The following is a 15913-nucleotide window of genomic DNA, read 5'->3' on the forward strand; positions in this document are numbered from 1 at the left end:
ACTAACTCTATATTTCATTAGTCTAAATCCTCTACGTTTCCTATTTTTGCTTTCGAATCTAAATATACCTTAATATATGAATCTTCACGAGTACCAAGGAAAAGAGATTTTGGCCAGTTTCGGTGTGCGCATTCAGCGCGGTATCGTGGCCCATAATTCAAAGGAAGCCGTAGAGGCTGCAAAACAATTAACTGCCGAGACCGGAACAGGTTGGCACGTTATAAAAGCCCAGGTACATGCAGGTGGCCGTGGTAAAGGTGGAGGTGTAAAATTGGCCAAAAACCTTAAGGAAGTAGAAGAAATTGCAGGAAACATTATAGGAATGAACCTGATTACCCCACAGACTTCTGCGGCGGGTAAAAAAGTTCACCAAGTTTTAGTTGCCGAAGATGTATACTACCCAGGCGATAGTGAAACTAGTGAATTCTATATGTCAGTTCTTTTGAACAGAGGTACAGGAAGAAATATGATCATGTACTCTACCGAAGGTGGAATGGACATTGAGGAGGTTGCCGAAAGCACTCCACATCTTATTTTTACTGAAGAAATTGATCCTGCTACAGGTCTTTTACCGTTTCAAGCTAGAAAAATTGCTTTTAACCTAGGGTTGTCAGGTACTGCTTTTAAAGAAATGACCAAATTTGTTGCTTCTTTGTACAAGGCTTATGTAGAGAGTGATTCCAGTATGTTTGAAATCAACCCAGTGTTGAAAACATCGGATGACAAGATAATGGCGGTAGATGCTAAGGTATCTATTGATGATAATGCGCTTTACCGTAGAAAGCAATATGCAGAAATGCGTGATTTACGTGAAGAGAACGCAATTGAAGTTGAAGCTGGTGCATTGGGTCTAAATTATGTTGATTTAGATGGAAATGTGGGCTGTATGGTAAACGGAGCCGGATTGGCAATGGCCACGATGGATTTGATTAAAATGGCCGGTGGTGAACCAGCTAACTTTTTAGATGTTGGTGGTACAGCCGATGCTAAAAGGGTAGAAGAAGCTTTCCGTATTATCTTAAAAGACGAAGGTGTTAAAGCTATTTTGGTGAATATCTTTGGCGGTATCGTACGTTGTGACCGTGTTGCAAATGGTATTGTAGAGGCTTACAAGAATATGGGAGATGCTATTAAAGTTCCAATTATTGTTAGATTGCAAGGTACCAATGCAGAAATTGCTAAGGAAATTATTGATAATTCCGGTTTGGCGGTACATTCCGCAGTACAGTTCCAAGAAGCTGCTGATAAAGTAAAAGAAGTTTTAAGCTAAAACTATCTTTTTATAAATTTTGAAAGGGATGAATCACATGGTTCATCCCTTTTTTTATACGCATAATTAAACATTTTACAATTTGTGTTTTACTCAGGTCGAGTAAAAAGCTGAGGTATCGTTAGATTTTTTACTCGTTTTATGACATTACTGTTTTCTAGTGTTAAATTTTAGTAAATAGTCAGTATACGGGCTCTATTTTGTAATATCTTTAACGTGAATTAGTTATCTGAATTAGCAAAACAAAACAACAAACGCCATGAAAAAATCAATTTATGCATTAATGGTGATGATGGTATTTAACATAGGTTATGTTCTGGCCAACACACCCGAAGTTGAAGTACACGAACCAAAAGCATTAAAAGTTCTTACTTCACAAATTTATGAGATGTTAGGAACAAACGTTATTCCTAATGATATTAGAGGCTCTAAAGCAGAAGTTAGAGTAGCTGTTGATGAAGGGAATTACCTAAGAATCCTTTCTATAGAAACGGAGAATGAAGCCTTAAAAGATTTTTTGAAAAGTGCTATTGACTTTGAGAAATTATCAAAAGGAACTTTTGAAAAGGGTATTGTTTATCGCATTCCAATTGAAGTAGCTAAGCGATAAAAGTCAATCATTTTATAATTGAAAAAAGGTCTCCATTGGAGACCTTTTTTTATGATTATTGGTCGGTTAAAATGCTTGCATTATTTCATCATAAACAATTTCACCATTAATGATATTCAGTCCTTTTCTTAACGAGGCATCGGTATCTGTTGCATTTGCCCAGCCTAAATTGGCGAGCTTCAGCACATAGGGTAAAGTAACGTTTGTTAAGGCTACAGTAGAAGTGTAGGGCACAGCTCCCGGCATATTCGCCACGGAATAATGTACCACATCATCTATAATATAGATTGGGTCTTCGTGAGTGGTGGGTCTTGTAGTTTCCACACAGCCGCCTTGATCTACGGCAACATCAACAATAACGGTTCCCGGACGCATTTCTTTAAGCATATCCCTAGTTATAAGATTGGGTGCTTTTGCACCTTTCAAAAGAACCCCGCCAACAATTAGGTCGTGGGTCTTTATGTGTTTACGGATATTGAATTCATTGGAAAACTCAGTAATAACATGTGGGGGCATCACATCATTTATGTGTCTAAGTCGTTTCATATTAATGTCCAAGATGGTTACTTGAGCTCCAAGACCGGCAGCCATCTTAGCTGCTTGCACACCTACAACGCCAGCACCTAAAACTAGAACTTTTCCTGGGGCAACACCGGGAACACCTCCTAGAAGAACCCCTCTGCCTTTTGCTGGTTTTTCTAAATATTTAGCTCCCTGTTGTATGGCCATTCTTCCTGCAACCTCAGACATAGGTGTTAACAATGGCAGGGTGCCATCTTCATCCTCAACCGTTTCATAAGCAATGCATATAGCTTTGCTTTCAATCATTGCTTTGGTTAGAGATTCGCTGGAAGCGAAATGAAAATAGGTAAAAATAATCTGATCAGGTTGTACCAAATCGTATTCCTCGGGCATGGGTTCCTTGACTTTTACAATCATTTCACTAATGCCATAAACTTGTCCAATAGTATCTAAAATAAGGGCTCCGGCTTTTTTATAATCGTAATCAAAAAAACCGCTGCCCTCGCCAGCGGTAGATTGTACATAAACAATATGCCCATGTTTGGTGAGTTCGTAGACTCCTGCAGGAGTCATCCCTACACGATTTTCATTGTTTTTAACTTCTTTGGGAATACCGATTGTCATGCTCTTTTCTTTATATAAATTAAAATATTGGGTTCTTTTAATCTAGTTTTTTTCCGAGGTCTGTGAGTGGGTGTCTATACCCGCGTAGGTGTTAAACTGACCTGATAGTTCCGATGCTTTGCTTTTTTTTATTTTTTCAATTACATATGGAATGAAAGATACAACAATCATCCCAAAACCTATTAAAAGTAAAACCGCCGGGTTGATAAAGAAATCGCTAAAAGAGAATATACCAATACATAAAATGGTAGAAAACGGTAGGGATAGCGCTAAGATGTTTACGGCAAAATTAATATCAAAGGTTGGCTTGGTTTGTTTGTCCTCTTCTTCCATTGAACTAATAGCGCTCATATGGGCAAACGGCCAAAAACTACATGAACTTTGCGGGAATACCACCAATAAAAGGATTAAAGGGGTAGATAGCGCCGGAAACAGCAAAATGAATATGGCAGATAAACAGAACGTAATGCCTGCTCTGCGCGTTAAAAGCGAAAGGATAAGTCCAAATTCTCCGGATTTAATACGTACGGCCATACCTATGAACAAAAGTATAAGCGGTGTCATTATTACCTTAATACTCAATGCGGTGTCTTTTATAAAAGTGGGCAATGAGTCTAAATTAAAACCAAATGACAATAACAAAAGGCCGGCAATTATGACCATATTTATAGGCTCTTTAATTAGAGCCAGTCCTAAACCTTTAAGCTTACTGGAGGTGGATGGTTTTAAGTCTTGTAATGCTCTTTTGTGATACCAATGAGTAGCCAACATGTATAGTAGTATAAGAACAAATATTTTGTTTCCTACATCGGCCAAAGCGGCAAGAGCTAAAGAATCATCTCCTAAATAGATAGCAATAAAAGGAAAACAGGATAGACCTGGTGCCAAAGAAGGCATCAGCATCATTATGGTTCGTTTTTTTGAGTTTTCTTCTTTTGATATGGTTGAGTTCAGGAAATATTTGGTTGCAAATAGCATAACAAGGTTAAATGCCAAAGCAAGTAAGGGGAAAATTAGTAAGGAACTATCTAGTTTTATTTTGAGTAGAGCAACAAATATTACGGCTGGCAAGGCAACACTAAGAATGATAACCTTAACACCTTTTAGGTCTTGCTTAGCTACTTTTTTTTGTAATAGTAGCCCTAAACCAATAATGAGCAATAGTTCTAACGTGTTTTGAAGGGCGAAATTCATAGGGTGTAGTTTAAGAATTAATGAGTAGGTAAAAAGGATTGAAAAACCCAAAGAGAGCCGATATCTGGTAATATCAAGGCAATTGATGGTTGAACCGACTCTCGGGGGTATTTCATAGCAATTATGCGAGGACTTTTTGTAAAGCGGTACCAAAAATTTCCATTTCTTCCATAGTACCCATACTTACGCGACACCAGTTTTTGTCCATAATGTCAAAAGCACGTACGCCAACATGTTGCTCGGTCATTTTTTCCAAGAATTCTTTGCCTTCCATTTCAATTGGAAAAAGAATAAAACTTGTAGAGGATGGTACGTAGCTGTATCCCATTTTATCCAGAACAGAGTAGACATATTCTCTACATTCAGCATTTAGTTTTCTTGACTTGTTTTGGAACGCTACATCGTCCATACTAACGGATGCCGCAAAAATGGTAGGGTAGGAGATGCCCATTCCTCCACGGGTTATTTTTTGGATTTTATCCAATGTAGCCTCTTGCGCCACAATGTAACCTATTCTAAGGCCTGCCATTCCGTGAATTTTAGAGAAAGTGCGGGCTATAATAACGTCTTTGCCCTCGTTAATAAGGGAAACCATACTCTTTTTGGCCGCATCGTCCAAGAACCCTAAATAGGCCTCATCTATGAAAACCGTAACCTTGTCCGATACGCGGGAGCAGAAATCTACCAATTCCGCATGATCGGTCATACTACCTGTTGGGTTGTTGGGGTTACAGATGTATACCAATTTGGTATCTGCATCAATAGCTGCTTCCATAGCGGAAAGGTCATGAGACCAGTCTTCCTTTAATGGAACGGGCTTCCAAGTGGCACCAGTGGCTTCGGCAACTTTAATAAGAGACATGTAGGATGGATCAGCAGAAACAATATTTCCGCCATCGGCAAATAATACCATTGCAGTTTTTTCCAATAGATCAGAAGAACCTGGTCCCATCATAATGTTCTTGGCGGTAACTTTTTCTTCAACGGCAATTTTTTCCATTAGGTCAAAAAGTTCTTTCCACGCATATCTATTTCCCATGGGTGCCGCGTTCTTAAAGGCTTCGATAGCTTTAGGAGACGGCCCGTATGGGTTCTCATTTGCGTTTAACTTGGCCAAAAGCTCCATTGTGTCTGGAAATACATTGGCGTTATATTCTTTAAAAAACGGACTATAAAGTGTCTGCCCTTTTGCGTTAATATGTAGTCCTTTGGCATTTGATTTTCCAAAAGTTACGTGTGGAATTACCATTGCTCCTGCTGCGGTCAACATTCCTCGTTTTAACCAAGCTCTTCTGTCTAAAGTGTTCATAATGCTGTTTGTATTTAAGTTAAAAAGTCTAATTCATTTCTACTGGTAAGGCGTTGGCGCCTAAATCTCCGGAAGCAACAATGGTATCATCAGTGTCACTTAAGTAGATGTTAATGTGTGAATCCATATCAGGGATAGAATCATAAAAACTGGTGTCAGTAATAACGAAGAATTTGTTCGTCATAAATTCACCGCTATCTCCGGAAACATCATCTAATGCAATCATTGTAGTGGTTCCGGTACCTACCATGCCATCCATAATTAAGGCAGGGTGCGATAGTCCTTCTACAGTATTGTATAGTGCAACCTGTACTAAAGTGCGATCAAGGTTGTCTTTCCAGAAAACAATTCTTCCATTTACATTTGATCCTGCTGGGTCTGTAGATGCTATGGTGTATGCCATGTACTGGTTAAGTGTACCGCCACCGTCAGCTGCGGTAAGTACGGGGTCAAGTCTTTCTTGTTCGCAAGAGATAAGACCTGTAGCGACCACCATTACTACTAAAATGTTTTTTATATACTTTATCATAATTATCTTTTTTAAGTTTTACCGGATATTCTTTTCTATAGTGTAAATGTCAATCTACCGAAGTAGTAAGATCCCGATGATCCTTGCTGATAGTTAGAATACAAGTTGAAGGTTCTTAATTCATACCTTACTATTTCTGGGTATTCATTAAAGATGTTGTTACCTCCTATGGTGAAACTGATTTTATCTGAAAAGTTGTAGGTAACACCCATGTCCGTAGTGAACTCAGGTGTGAAATATTGATCCGCGTAACCTACACTACCATCAAGTAGAGTACGTTCTCTGCTATCCCTAGTTTGAACAGAACCGAATCTGGTACCTCTTAGCATGGCCGAGAACTTACCAATAGAGTAGTTTAATGTTCCTATAATCTTGCTACTTGGTGTACCCGTTTCAAACTGACCGATAAGTCCTCGGTTTACATAGTTGTCAGCCAATTCTTCGTCCGTAAGATTAGTGTTTAGGTCAGGAATATTTACATTTTCAAATTTGTTCTCTCTGAAAGTTCCTGAAAGTGTAACTCCCAACTTACCTGCACCAATATTCTTGTTGTAGTTCAGTACGGCTTCAACACCTTTAGTACTGATGTCACCACCGTTAATTCTAAAACTAGCTAAACCGCTACCGATGATTGGGGAAAGTACAGGTGCTTGACCGGCATCAAATTCTCCAGTTTCAAATATTCTGTCAAAAATGTCAATTTTATAGGCATCAACAGTTAAATTCAATTTTCCAATTTTGGTAGTGAAACCTAAGCTGTAGTTTCTAGAACGCTCTTCTTGTAGTTGACCTATGCCCAATGCTCTTGCAGCAGAACTACTATTGGGATATAACGTACCGTCAAATGGCTCTAGGCCTACGAAAAAAGTATAACTGTGAGAGTAGTTCAATTCTTGTAATGAAGGAGCTCTAAAGCCACTGCTGAAAGAGCCTCTCAATGCAAAATTGTCGCCAATAGAATAACGTGCGGCTACCTTACCGGTCAATACGTTACCAAAATCCGAGTAGTTTTCTAATCGCAGTGCTCCGGAAACTAAGAAAGCTTCAGTAACATCCAATTCCATATCTACATAAGCCGCCATTACCGAACGGTAAGAGTTACTTTCATTTTCAGGTGCAAATCCGCGGAAACACTGACAGTTTAATGCGTAGTTTTTAACCAACTCTTGGCTTACCCCTGCGTAAGGTAGTACAACTGGGTTTCCAGAGCCATCTACAATTGGGGTTCCGTTCAAGTCTTCTAAAGGAAAGCCATCAGGACCAACCAAGGCTTGGTTGTCTTCCGTAGCGGTAACTACACCTGCGGTTCCTGCTGTCCAGCTTTCTTCTTGGCCTGCAACTATCGCATAGTTTTCAACTCTTAATTCACCACCAAAAGCCACGTTCAGTCCAGATAGAATATCATCATAAAAGTTAGTGAAATCAAGATTTAATGTGTTTTGGGCAAAGCTGTGCGTACCTAAGTACATTTCTGTTGGTGAACTGGTTCCGATACTTGCGTTCCAAGTATTGAACATACCATATTTAGCGGAGTTGTAACCAAAGGTATTACTCAGGTCAAAATCAAAATCACCAAGCTCTCCGGTAATTCCCGTGGACAAAGAAAGATTGTATTGGTCTGTATAAATTTGAGGTCTAAATCCGTTCGGGTATAGGTCAAAACTAGTTCTGTCCGCTTGTGCAGCTCTTCTATAGAAACAGCTATAGGCATCTGAGTACTGGTAACCGAAATCCCCAAAAGCATAAAAATCCGTGGTTTCACTCAACGGATTTTCAAGATTAAAGCCAAAGCCCATAAGTGTCTTGGCCGGGAGTCCTGAATACGTTGCTACATCTACTTGTTCGATATCTCTTGCTGCCATGAGCCCTTCTACTGTTGTTAACGTGCTCATTGCTGCGGTGTTTCCACTTGCTTGTGCGGCAACCAGTTCTGGGTTGGTTATAACCGGTCTTCCGTTTACATCTGTGGTTTGGTTGTTCAGGTAACCATCGCTGTATAGTGGCGCTCTGTCTATTTCTAGTACGGTTGGTCTAATAGTTCGTTCAGATTGGCTGATCAATGCGGAAACATTAAAGTAACCGCCGTTTTCGAATCCAATTCCGTAATTACCATCAAATTGAAAATTGAAACCATCCCAATCCCCGGATGATCTGTTTAAGGCTTTCTCGCCATCTGTCAAGTCAGAATCACTAAAGTCAGGCGACTTGTTTGGGTAACCACCAACAGTAAGAGTACCGGTAAATTCACCGGTTCCCTTTTTTGTTACTACGTTAATTACCCCTGCAATGGCATCTGAACCATATTGCGCAGAAGCACCATCACGAAGTATTTCAATATGATCGATACCTATGGAAGGTATAAATTTCATATCAACAGCGTTAGAGGGTGTACCTGTCTGCGATGCGGCTAAAATTGCCGAGGTGTGCCTTCTTTTTCCGTTTACTAAAACCAACATTTGGTTAGGTGCCAAACCCCTAAGACTTGGTGGGCTAACGAATGAGGATAGGTCTCCACCACCACTGGTATAAGCGGTGAATGACGGCGCCGAAGCAGCCAACATTTGTGAAAGATCTTGTTGAGGCATATTAATAGCTTCTTCTTTAATATTAATAACATCCACCGGAACCGGAGTATTCAATTTAGTTCTGGGTTGACCCCTGGAACCAATTACAATAGTTTCTAGCAGTTGTTCCGCAGCCATGGCCAAGGTTACGTTTACGGTTGCTTGACCGCCTACGGGTACTTCTTTAGTTCCGTATCCTAAGGATGAGAATATAAGGATAGCATCTGCCGGAGCGTCTATCGTATAATTTCCATCAAAATCAGTAAGTGTTCCTTTTGTTGTGCCTTTAATAATAATGTCGGTGCCTGGTAGCACGACTCCTTCTTCATCTACTACCGTACCGGTAATAGTCGTCTCTTGTCCGTATGAGATCATACAGTTTAAAAATAAGAGTGATAGTATTAGAGCTTTCTTCATAAGTACAAGGTTTTGGTTGATACTAAACATTGTTCATTTGCCCAACCACACCTTATCCAATCGGGGGACGGTGGTCAAATGCGATAAAAGAAAAGTTCCGGATACTTAACGTGTCGGTTGTCATTGTTTGTGACCTAACGACACCACAATATTAGTGTGACTTTTTGATTAAAAAAAATGCGACACCCTTTGAAAACACTGTGTTTTAGGTAGTTATGAGTGTTTAATCTGCCGATATGGTAATTTTTGATGAAAAATTGATCAATATGACAGAATTCAGGTTTTTAGATTTTAAAAATCTAACGATATGTAAATATTGCGTTATAAAACCATTTTTATGGCATTAAAAATTTGAAGCGGTCAATTTTTAATTATATCCATAAAAAAACGGGTTTAATTAGTGAATTATAACTGATTTTTTAAAATCATTAAACTATTTTTACTAAAATCCTCTAAATGGTAAATTAAATTGAACATTTTGTGATGATTGTAAGCTGATTATCAAGAGGTGACCCAAAATTTCGGGTAGTAAATAACCAAGAAAAATACTACAAATGAGAGACAAACTTGATTCAGTAGACCATAAAATATTAACGTTATTATCTAATGATGCACAGATGCCCTATACGGAAGTTGCAAAGCGTGCAGGAATCTCTCCTGGAACGGTACATATGCGTACACGTAAAATGAAGAATATGGGAGTTATTAAAGGGGCTACCCTAAGTCTAGACTACAGTAAAATGGGGTATAAGATGACTGTTTTTCTGGGGATATATCTGCGCGAGAGTTTCTTATATAAGATAGTAATAGAAGAATTGGCTAAAATTCAAGAGGTGGTTAAAATCCATCATAGTACTGGAAAGTATGACATCTTTATAAAGGTACATGCTAAGGATAGTCTACATTACAGGAGGCTATATCAAGAGGCAATACTTACTATTGAAGGTATACGGGGTATAGAATCCTTTATTTCTGTAGAAGAGAACATGAGTAGACATATTAATTTTGAGAGCTGACCATTAAGTAACATGCTATTGCAACAGCGTGTATGGCTGTTTAGAATGATAAGAATGTGTTAAAAAGGCTGTTCCTTCGTAACAATCTCATCTCAGTATCGTCTTTTAAGTAATTCATCAAATCATTTAAAACGATAAATTATGAGAAAAACTAGTTTAGTCTTGGTAGCTGCAATGCTACTTTCAATCGGTAATGTTTTTGCTAACGAAGGTGAAAACAAGAAATCAATAAAAAACTTAACGGTTCAAATTTACGAGCTGCTAACGGACAACTCTTTAACTATTAAAGAAGTTGATGAAACGGCCTTTGTTCGTTTTACCTTAAACCAAAATCAAGAAATTGTGGTGTTAAGTGTAAATGCGGATAATGAAGTGGTTGAAGCTTTTGTAAAAGAGAAGCTCAATTATAAAAAGGTCAGTATTCAGGCGTATAAGGAAGGGAGAACCTATACTTTGCCTGTTCGCATTGCAGGTTAAATAGGTTTAGGTAAATATTAAATCCTGAGGGCGGCTCATCACCGAACTCAGGATTTTTTTTTGTTCTTGTATTTTACGTTAGTAATATCTTTGTTGATTTTCTTTTGTTGTTGCGTCTTAAAATCCGGTCTTTTAGCGTGATTGACCTTTACCGGTTTCACAACTTTTTTGGAAAGTACTTCACCCGGTGTTTTTGGGTTTTCTTTCGTTCCCCTCAAATGAATCACTAATCCGTTTAAAAAATTACGCAATACTTGATCGCCGCACTCCATATAGTTGGGGTGGTCGTCCTTTCTAAAAAAGGCGCCCAATTCACTTTTGCTAATGTTGAAGTCAACAAGTTTTAGAATGTCAATTATCTCATCATCTCTCAGCATTAATGCTACTCTAAGCTTCTTAAAAACATCGTTATTGGTCATAGCGTAAAATTTTTGGCAAGGTATTACAAAAATATGGAGAACCATACTGATGAACCGTTATACTGACAATCTTGCCATAGAATTAGCTCTAACTTTAATTCCATATTACATATGAAAATGACGTTTTGTCACTTTTATATGCATGAATAATGACAGATAGTCATGATTTAGTAGTTGGTATGTAATTTGTCTTTAATCAATCGAATTAAAAATTTAAAGTCTAATATAAAATATAGATATCATGAGTATAGTAAAAAGAAACAACTTGGCTTTTCCTTCATTAATGAACGAGATTTTTAAGCCTGATTGGTTTGGTGGTATGGAGAATGTAGCAACAAGCACTCCTGCTGTAAATATTAAGGACAACGAAAAGAGTTTTGAACTCGATTTGATTGTGCCTGGAAGAAAGAAAGAGGATTTTAATATTGAAGTAGACAATGAACTTTTGACCATTTCTGCTGAATTAAAGGATCAAAAAGAAGTAAAAGAAGAGAATTATACCCGTCGCGAGTTTAGATTTTCATCTTTTAAAAGAGCTTTTACGCTTCCAGAATCTATCAATGTAGATGACATTAAAGCAGATTATGTTGATGGTGTTTTAAAAATTGAATTACCGAAAAAAGAAGAAGCTTTGCCAAAACCAAAGCGTCTTATTGAGTTGAAGTAAAAGTTAGATTGGTTGTTTTGTCTTAGTACAAAACGTTTCATAATCCCGATTATTAATCGGGTAGATTTAAGTTTGGTTGGTTAGTTGAAGAAGCGCCCTAGGTATATTTCTAGGGTGCTTTTTTTGTGGAAAAGCAAGCAATTTTCAGCTCCGTTTTTGAATAGTAAAAGACAAATTATTTTGCAGTTGACGGTTGTTTTTTCAAAGTGAATCGAGTAAATTATTGACTTAAAACATTGTTATTTTTTTCTGTTTAAAGAACTGTAACTACGAGTTTATTTTTATTGAAAAATGATAAAAATCACAATTTAGACTTGTCTAAAAATTAACGTTTTTAATCTGTTAATCAGTTATTTAAAATTGTTTATGTGTATTATTAATTTATATAGTTAAAATCACTGGATTTCCTCCTCTAATAAACGTGAATTTAGGCTTTTTCTTGTAGTGATTTTATCTCGTCTCTCAGTTTTGCAGCCTGCATAAAGTCCAGTTCTTTGGCGGCCTTTTCCATGGCCTTTCTTTTCTCTCGGACCATCTTTTCAATTTGGTCTTTGGTCATATATTCAAGGTCCGGTTCCGCGGCTCTCATTTCCTCTTTTTCGAAGTGATATGTAGAAACTGAATTTTTGGAAAGTACACTATCCAAACTTTTATTTAATGCTTTTGGTACGAGTCCATGTTTCGTATTATAGGCAATTTGTTTTTCTCTACGGTAGTTGGTTTCATCAATTGTAGTCTGCATGCTTTCCGTAATTTTATCGGCATACATAATTGCCCTTCCATTTAAATTTCTTGCTGCCCTACCAACGGTTTGGGTTAATGATCTATTGCTTCTTAAAAAACCTTCCTTATCAGCATCCAAAATTGCCACTAAAGAAACTTCTGGTAAATCCAATCCTTCACGAAGTAGATTTACTCCAATCAGCACATCAAAAATACCTTTTCTAAGATCTTGCATAATCTCTACTCTTTCCAACGTATCAACATCACTATGAATATAACGGCACCGTACATTAATTCGTGTTAAGTATTTGGCAAGTTCTTCAGCCATTCTTTTGGTGAGGGTAGTTACTAGAGTCCGTTCATCCTTTTCTACCCGAACCTGAATTTCTTCCACGAGGTCATCAATTTGATTTTGACTGGGTCGTACCTCAATAATGGGATCCAAAAGTCCGGTAGGCCTAATTACCTGTTCAACATATACACCTTGGCTAAGCTGTAGCTCATAATCTGCCGGTGTAGCACTCACATAAATTGCCTGGTTTTGAAGTGCTTCAAACTCTTCAAATTTTAGCGGACGGTTGTCCATTGCCGCTGGGAGACGGAAACCGTAGTCCACCAAGTTTACTTTTCTAGAGCGGTCACCGCCGTACATGGCATGAACCTGTGGAATGGTTACATGACTTTCATCAATAACCATCAAATAATCGTCTGGAAAATAATCAAGTAGACAGAACGGTCTGGTACCTGGTTGACGGCCATCCAAATAACGTGAGTAATTTTCAATACCCGAACAATAGCCTAGTTCTCTAATCATTTCCAAATCAAAACTGGTACGTTCTTCAAGCCGTTTTGCTTCAAGCGGTTTTCCTATTTCTTTAAAGTAATCTACCTGTTTTACCATATCTTCCTGAATCTGGTGAATTGCACCTTGCAGCACATCAGGAGAAGTAACGAACATGTTGGCCGGGTAGATGTTCAAGGTTTCGTAAATCTCGATTACGTTGTTGTTGAACGGGTCAAATGCCTCTATTTCTTCAACTTCATCACCAAAAAAATGAATACGGAAAGCATGGTCTGCATAACTGGGGAAGACATCAACAACATCTCCCTTAACCCTGAAGTTACCGTTCCTAAAATCGGCCGTGGTTCTGGAATATAGACTTTGTACCAATTGATGAAGGAATTTGGTACGTGCAATTACTTGGTCTTTTTTAATAGTGATGACATTTTTCTGGAATTCCACTGGGTTTCCGATACCGTACAAACATGAAACCGATGCAACTACCAACACATCTCGCCTTCCGGAGAGTAACGATGACGTAGCACTTAAACGTAGTTTTTCAATATCTTCATTAATAGAAAGGTCCTTTTCTATGTAGAGTCCGGATGAGGGTATAAAAGCCTCAGGTTGGTAGTAATCGTAATAAGATACAAAATACTCCACCGCATTATCCGGAAAAAACTGTTTGAATTCCGAGTACAGCTGCGCCGCCAGTGTTTTATTATGGGCGAGCACTAGGGTAGGGCGCTGTACATTCTCTATAACATTGGCAACGGTAAAGGTTTTACCGGAACCGGTAACCCCTAATAGGGTTTGGTACCGCTCACCGGCCTCCATTCCCTCTACAAGTTGCTTTATGGCTTGTGGCTGATCGCCCGTTGGTTCAAACTCTGAGACTACTTTAAATTTCATCCCTTAAAATTACAAAAGAAGTGTGACTTTGAGAGCCGTAAAGATTTTATTGTTTGTTTCAAAAGTAAACCAGGCAGCGTTCATATATTGCATAGAATAGTGTTATCGGGAATTACAAATCCCTCTTCTTCAACAACGCATAGGACCCATAAATAAAGATAGCTGTCCAAGCTAGTACAATTAGTATTTCATACCAATGTACATTGTAGTTTAGGACAATTTCTTCTCCCATTTGGTTTACGGCCGTTTGTACGGCACTTAACCTGGTGAACGGTTCCTTAATAAGGTTCCACATAGCATTAAGAGGAAAGAATCCCATAATCATATCTGTGGTTTCTCCATCAAAATAACGCCATCTGATAATGCCTCGAATAAAAGATTCAAATATTTGCCATAGAATTAGAAAACCTAGAGCAAAAGCAGAGCGTTTTACCAAAATGCCTAAAAAGAGACAGAACGAGAAAAACCCTACTAGTTTTACAAAAAAGGCTAAAAGGAATTCCAGTCCCGAGAAAATAATACCAATTTCATTAAAATTAGAGTAGAAAAGACCTAAAACGAGTGATACCACGAATACAAAAACAGTGGAAATCAGAGCGAACGAAATGACCGTCAGAAATTTTGAAAGGATAAATTCCTTCTTGGATAGTCCGTCTATTAAATTTTGTTTTATGGTTTTATTACTGTATTCATTGGCCATCATAGAGACGATAACAATGGCCAAAAACAGTTTAAAGAATGCGGTAATAAATGAATTGAAATGCCAGATGTATGGAAAATTGAAGATTCCCTGTTCGGCTAAATGGAACTTTATGGGGCCAATATCAAATTTAATGGCGGCCACTAAAGCAATTGAACAAAGAAGAACAAAGTACGATACAATCAGAACTTTACTGGCCCTATTGTTCCATAATTTGATGAATTCAATTTGTAAGAGTCGTATCATGGTTTTCTAGTTGGATTGATTTTTGGTCAAAGTCAGGAATTGTTCTTCTAGGCTTTCTTTTCTTTTTACCAGATATGATAGCGTTATACCTTGGTCAAATAAGGTTTTGTTGAGTTCTCCGGCATTCATTTCTTCTTTTAAAAAAGCGGTAATGCAATCGTTCTCCAATTTTACCTGTCCAAAGCTGGCGTGTTTTTCCAGATATGTTTTTAAGCGTTCCTGATCATTGGTCTTTAATTCAAAAAAGCCATGACTTGCTAGTAGGCCATCTACACGGCCGGAATATAGTTTTTCGCCTTTTCTAAGTATGATAACATGACTACATACTTTTTCCACTTCATCCAAAAGATGGGAAGCCAAGAGAATGGTGGTGCCTTGGGAAGCAATTTTCTTTATGATTTCCCGTATTTGGTGAATACCTTGTGGGTCTAAGCCGTTGGTAGGTTCATCTAAAATTAAGATTTCGGGGTCATTGAGTAGGGCAGAGGCAATGGCCAGACGTTGTTTCATACCCAGTGAATAGGTCCTGAACTTACTGTTTTTTCGGTCTAACAAACCGACTAGCTCCAATTTTTTCTCTATTTTGGTTTCACTTACCTCTTTGATTTTACAGACCAATTTCAGGTTTTGTATGGCCGTCATGTAAGGATAGAAATTGGGTCTTTCAATAATTGCCCCAACTTTTTTTAAAGCTTGGTGGGTGGTCATAGAACCATCAAACCAAGAAAAATCGCCTTGCGTTCTATTTACAACGTTCAGAACAATTCCCAGCGTGGTGGATTTTCCACTGCCGTTCGGGCCCAAAATGCCGTAAACATTGCCTTTTTCAATAGTAAAAGAAAGGTCTTTGACCGCGGTCAGGTAGCCGAATTTTTTGGTGAGATGGTCAACCGTTAGAATTGTATTCACGTCAAGTGTTTTTTGATTGATATA

14 protein-coding genes are annotated in these 15913 nt (G+C 38.2%); 5 read left to right on the forward strand and 9 right to left on the reverse strand.

Annotation, left to right across the window (positions count from 1 at the left end):
* Nucleotides 1-76: 76 nt before the first annotated feature.
* Together sucC and H9565_RS17270 are read left to right on the forward strand one after the other, a co-directional pair.
* Nucleotides 77-1270: an ADP-forming succinate--CoA ligase subunit beta gene (gene sucC / locus H9565_RS17265; protein WP_215441524.1), complete on the forward strand. Its 1194-nt coding sequence runs from the start codon at nt 77-79 to the stop codon at nt 1268-1270.
* A gap of 259 nt (nt 1271-1529) precedes the next feature.
* A complete protein-coding gene (locus H9565_RS17270) occupies nt 1530-1880 on the forward strand; it encodes a hypothetical protein (protein ID WP_215441526.1) in 351 nt (116 codons plus the stop codon).
* Nucleotides 1881-1946: 66 nt separating this feature from the next.
* On the opposite strand, the gene ald is transcribed toward H9565_RS17270, so the two are convergent.
* The 5 genes from ald to H9565_RS17295 all read right to left on the reverse strand — a co-directional run bounded on the left by ald (nt 1947) and on the right by H9565_RS17295 (nt 9039).
* A complete protein-coding gene (gene ald, locus H9565_RS17275) occupies nt 1947-3026 on the reverse strand; it encodes an alanine dehydrogenase (protein WP_215441528.1) in 1080 nt (359 codons plus the stop codon).
* A gap of 42 nt (nt 3027-3068) precedes the next feature.
* Nucleotides 3069-4220 (reverse strand): AEC family transporter, encoded by a 1152-nt coding sequence (locus H9565_RS17280; RefSeq protein ID WP_215441530.1) that lies wholly within the window; start codon nt 4218-4220, stop codon nt 3069-3071.
* A 121-nt stretch (nt 4221-4341) separates the two neighbouring features.
* The gene (locus tag H9565_RS17285; RefSeq protein WP_215441532.1) at nt 4342-5529 is read right to left on the reverse strand and encodes a pyridoxal phosphate-dependent aminotransferase; all 1188 of its coding nucleotides are present in this window, start codon (nt 5527-5529) and stop codon (nt 4342-4344) included.
* 28 nt (nt 5530-5557) lie between these two features.
* The gene (locus tag H9565_RS17290) at nt 5558-6058 is read right to left on the reverse strand and encodes a hypothetical protein (RefSeq protein WP_215441534.1); all 501 of its coding nucleotides are present in this window, start codon (nt 6056-6058) and stop codon (nt 5558-5560) included.
* 35 nt (nt 6059-6093) lie between these two features.
* Entirely contained in the window at nt 6094-9039 is a 2946-nt protein-coding gene (locus H9565_RS17295; RefSeq protein WP_215441536.1) for a TonB-dependent receptor, read from the reverse strand.
* 554 nt (nt 9040-9593) lie between these two features.
* On the opposite strand from H9565_RS17295, the gene H9565_RS17300 reads away from it, so the two are divergent.
* Together H9565_RS17300 and H9565_RS17305 are read left to right on the forward strand one after the other, a co-directional pair.
* On the forward strand, nt 9594-10055 hold the full coding sequence (locus tag H9565_RS17300; protein WP_215441538.1) for an Lrp/AsnC family transcriptional regulator: 462 nt from the start codon (nt 9594-9596) through the stop codon (nt 10053-10055).
* Between the two features lie 141 nt (nt 10056-10196).
* Nucleotides 10197-10532 (forward strand): hypothetical protein, encoded by a 336-nt coding sequence (locus H9565_RS17305; RefSeq protein WP_215441540.1) that lies wholly within the window; start codon nt 10197-10199, stop codon nt 10530-10532.
* 47 nt (nt 10533-10579) lie between these two features.
* Here H9565_RS17305 and H9565_RS17310 read toward each other — a convergent pair whose 3' ends face one another.
* Complete coding sequence (locus tag H9565_RS17310; RefSeq protein ID WP_215441542.1) at nt 10580-10951, reverse strand: DUF1456 family protein; 372 nt, start codon at nt 10949-10951, stop codon at nt 10580-10582.
* Nucleotides 10952-11192: 241 nt separating this feature from the next.
* Between H9565_RS17310 and H9565_RS17315 the strand changes: the two genes are divergently transcribed.
* A complete protein-coding gene (locus H9565_RS17315; protein ID WP_215441544.1) occupies nt 11193-11618 on the forward strand; it encodes an Hsp20/alpha crystallin family protein in 426 nt (141 codons plus the stop codon).
* Between the two features lie 427 nt (nt 11619-12045).
* Here the strand turns inward: H9565_RS17315 and uvrB are convergent, their stop codons facing one another.
* From uvrB to H9565_RS17330, 3 genes are all read right to left on the reverse strand, one after another.
* On the reverse strand, nt 12046-14034 hold the full coding sequence (gene uvrB, locus H9565_RS17320; protein ID WP_215441546.1) for an excinuclease ABC subunit UvrB: 1989 nt from the start codon (nt 14032-14034) through the stop codon (nt 12046-12048).
* Nucleotides 14035-14146: 112 nt separating this feature from the next.
* A complete protein-coding gene (locus tag H9565_RS17325) occupies nt 14147-14980 on the reverse strand; it encodes an ABC transporter permease (RefSeq protein WP_215441548.1) in 834 nt (277 codons plus the stop codon).
* A 6-nt stretch (nt 14981-14986) separates the two neighbouring features.
* Nucleotides 14987-15889, reverse strand: a complete 903-nt coding sequence (locus H9565_RS17330; RefSeq protein ID WP_215441550.1) for an ABC transporter ATP-binding protein — start codon at nt 15887-15889, stop codon at nt 14987-14989.
* Nucleotides 15890-15913: the final 24 nt, after the last annotated feature.

This window comes from Zobellia russellii, assembly GCF_018728565.1.
Taxonomy (GTDB): domain Bacteria; phylum Bacteroidota; class Bacteroidia; order Flavobacteriales; family Flavobacteriaceae; genus Zobellia; species Zobellia russellii.

What these genes read in the sequence shown, in the direction of transcription:
- H9565_RS17300 (WP_215441538.1), top strand. Translation starts at nt 9,594, where the DNA reads ATGAGAGACAAACTTGATTCAGTAGACCATAAAATATTAACGTTATTA.
- ald (WP_215441528.1), bottom strand. Translation starts at nt 3,026, where the DNA reads ATGACAATCGGTATTCCCAAAGAAGTTAAAAACAATGAAAATCGTGTA.
- H9565_RS17285 (WP_215441532.1), bottom strand. Translation starts at nt 5,529, where the DNA reads ATGAACACTTTAGACAGAAGAGCTTGGTTAAAACGAGGAATGTTGACC.
- H9565_RS17270 (WP_215441526.1), top strand. Translation starts at nt 1,530, where the DNA reads ATGAAAAAATCAATTTATGCATTAATGGTGATGATGGTATTTAACATA.
- H9565_RS17305 (WP_215441540.1), top strand. Translation starts at nt 10,197, where the DNA reads ATGAGAAAAACTAGTTTAGTCTTGGTAGCTGCAATGCTACTTTCAATC.
- H9565_RS17280 (WP_215441530.1), bottom strand. Translation starts at nt 4,220, where the DNA reads ATGAATTTCGCCCTTCAAAACACGTTAGAACTATTGCTCATTATTGGT.
- uvrB (WP_215441546.1), bottom strand. Translation starts at nt 14,034, where the DNA reads ATGAAATTTAAAGTAGTCTCAGAGTTTGAACCAACGGGCGATCAGCCA.
- H9565_RS17325 (WP_215441548.1), bottom strand. Translation starts at nt 14,980, where the DNA reads ATGATACGACTCTTACAAATTGAATTCATCAAATTATGGAACAATAGG.
- H9565_RS17290 (WP_215441534.1), bottom strand. Translation starts at nt 6,058, where the DNA reads ATGATAAAGTATATAAAAAACATTTTAGTAGTAATGGTGGTCGCTACA.
- sucC (WP_215441524.1), top strand. Translation starts at nt 77, where the DNA reads ATGAATCTTCACGAGTACCAAGGAAAAGAGATTTTGGCCAGTTTCGGT.
- H9565_RS17295 (WP_215441536.1), bottom strand. Translation starts at nt 9,039, where the DNA reads ATGAAGAAAGCTCTAATACTATCACTCTTATTTTTAAACTGTATGATC.
- H9565_RS17310 (WP_215441542.1), bottom strand. Translation starts at nt 10,951, where the DNA reads ATGACCAATAACGATGTTTTTAAGAAGCTTAGAGTAGCATTAATGCTG.
- H9565_RS17315 (WP_215441544.1), top strand. Translation starts at nt 11,193, where the DNA reads ATGAGTATAGTAAAAAGAAACAACTTGGCTTTTCCTTCATTAATGAAC.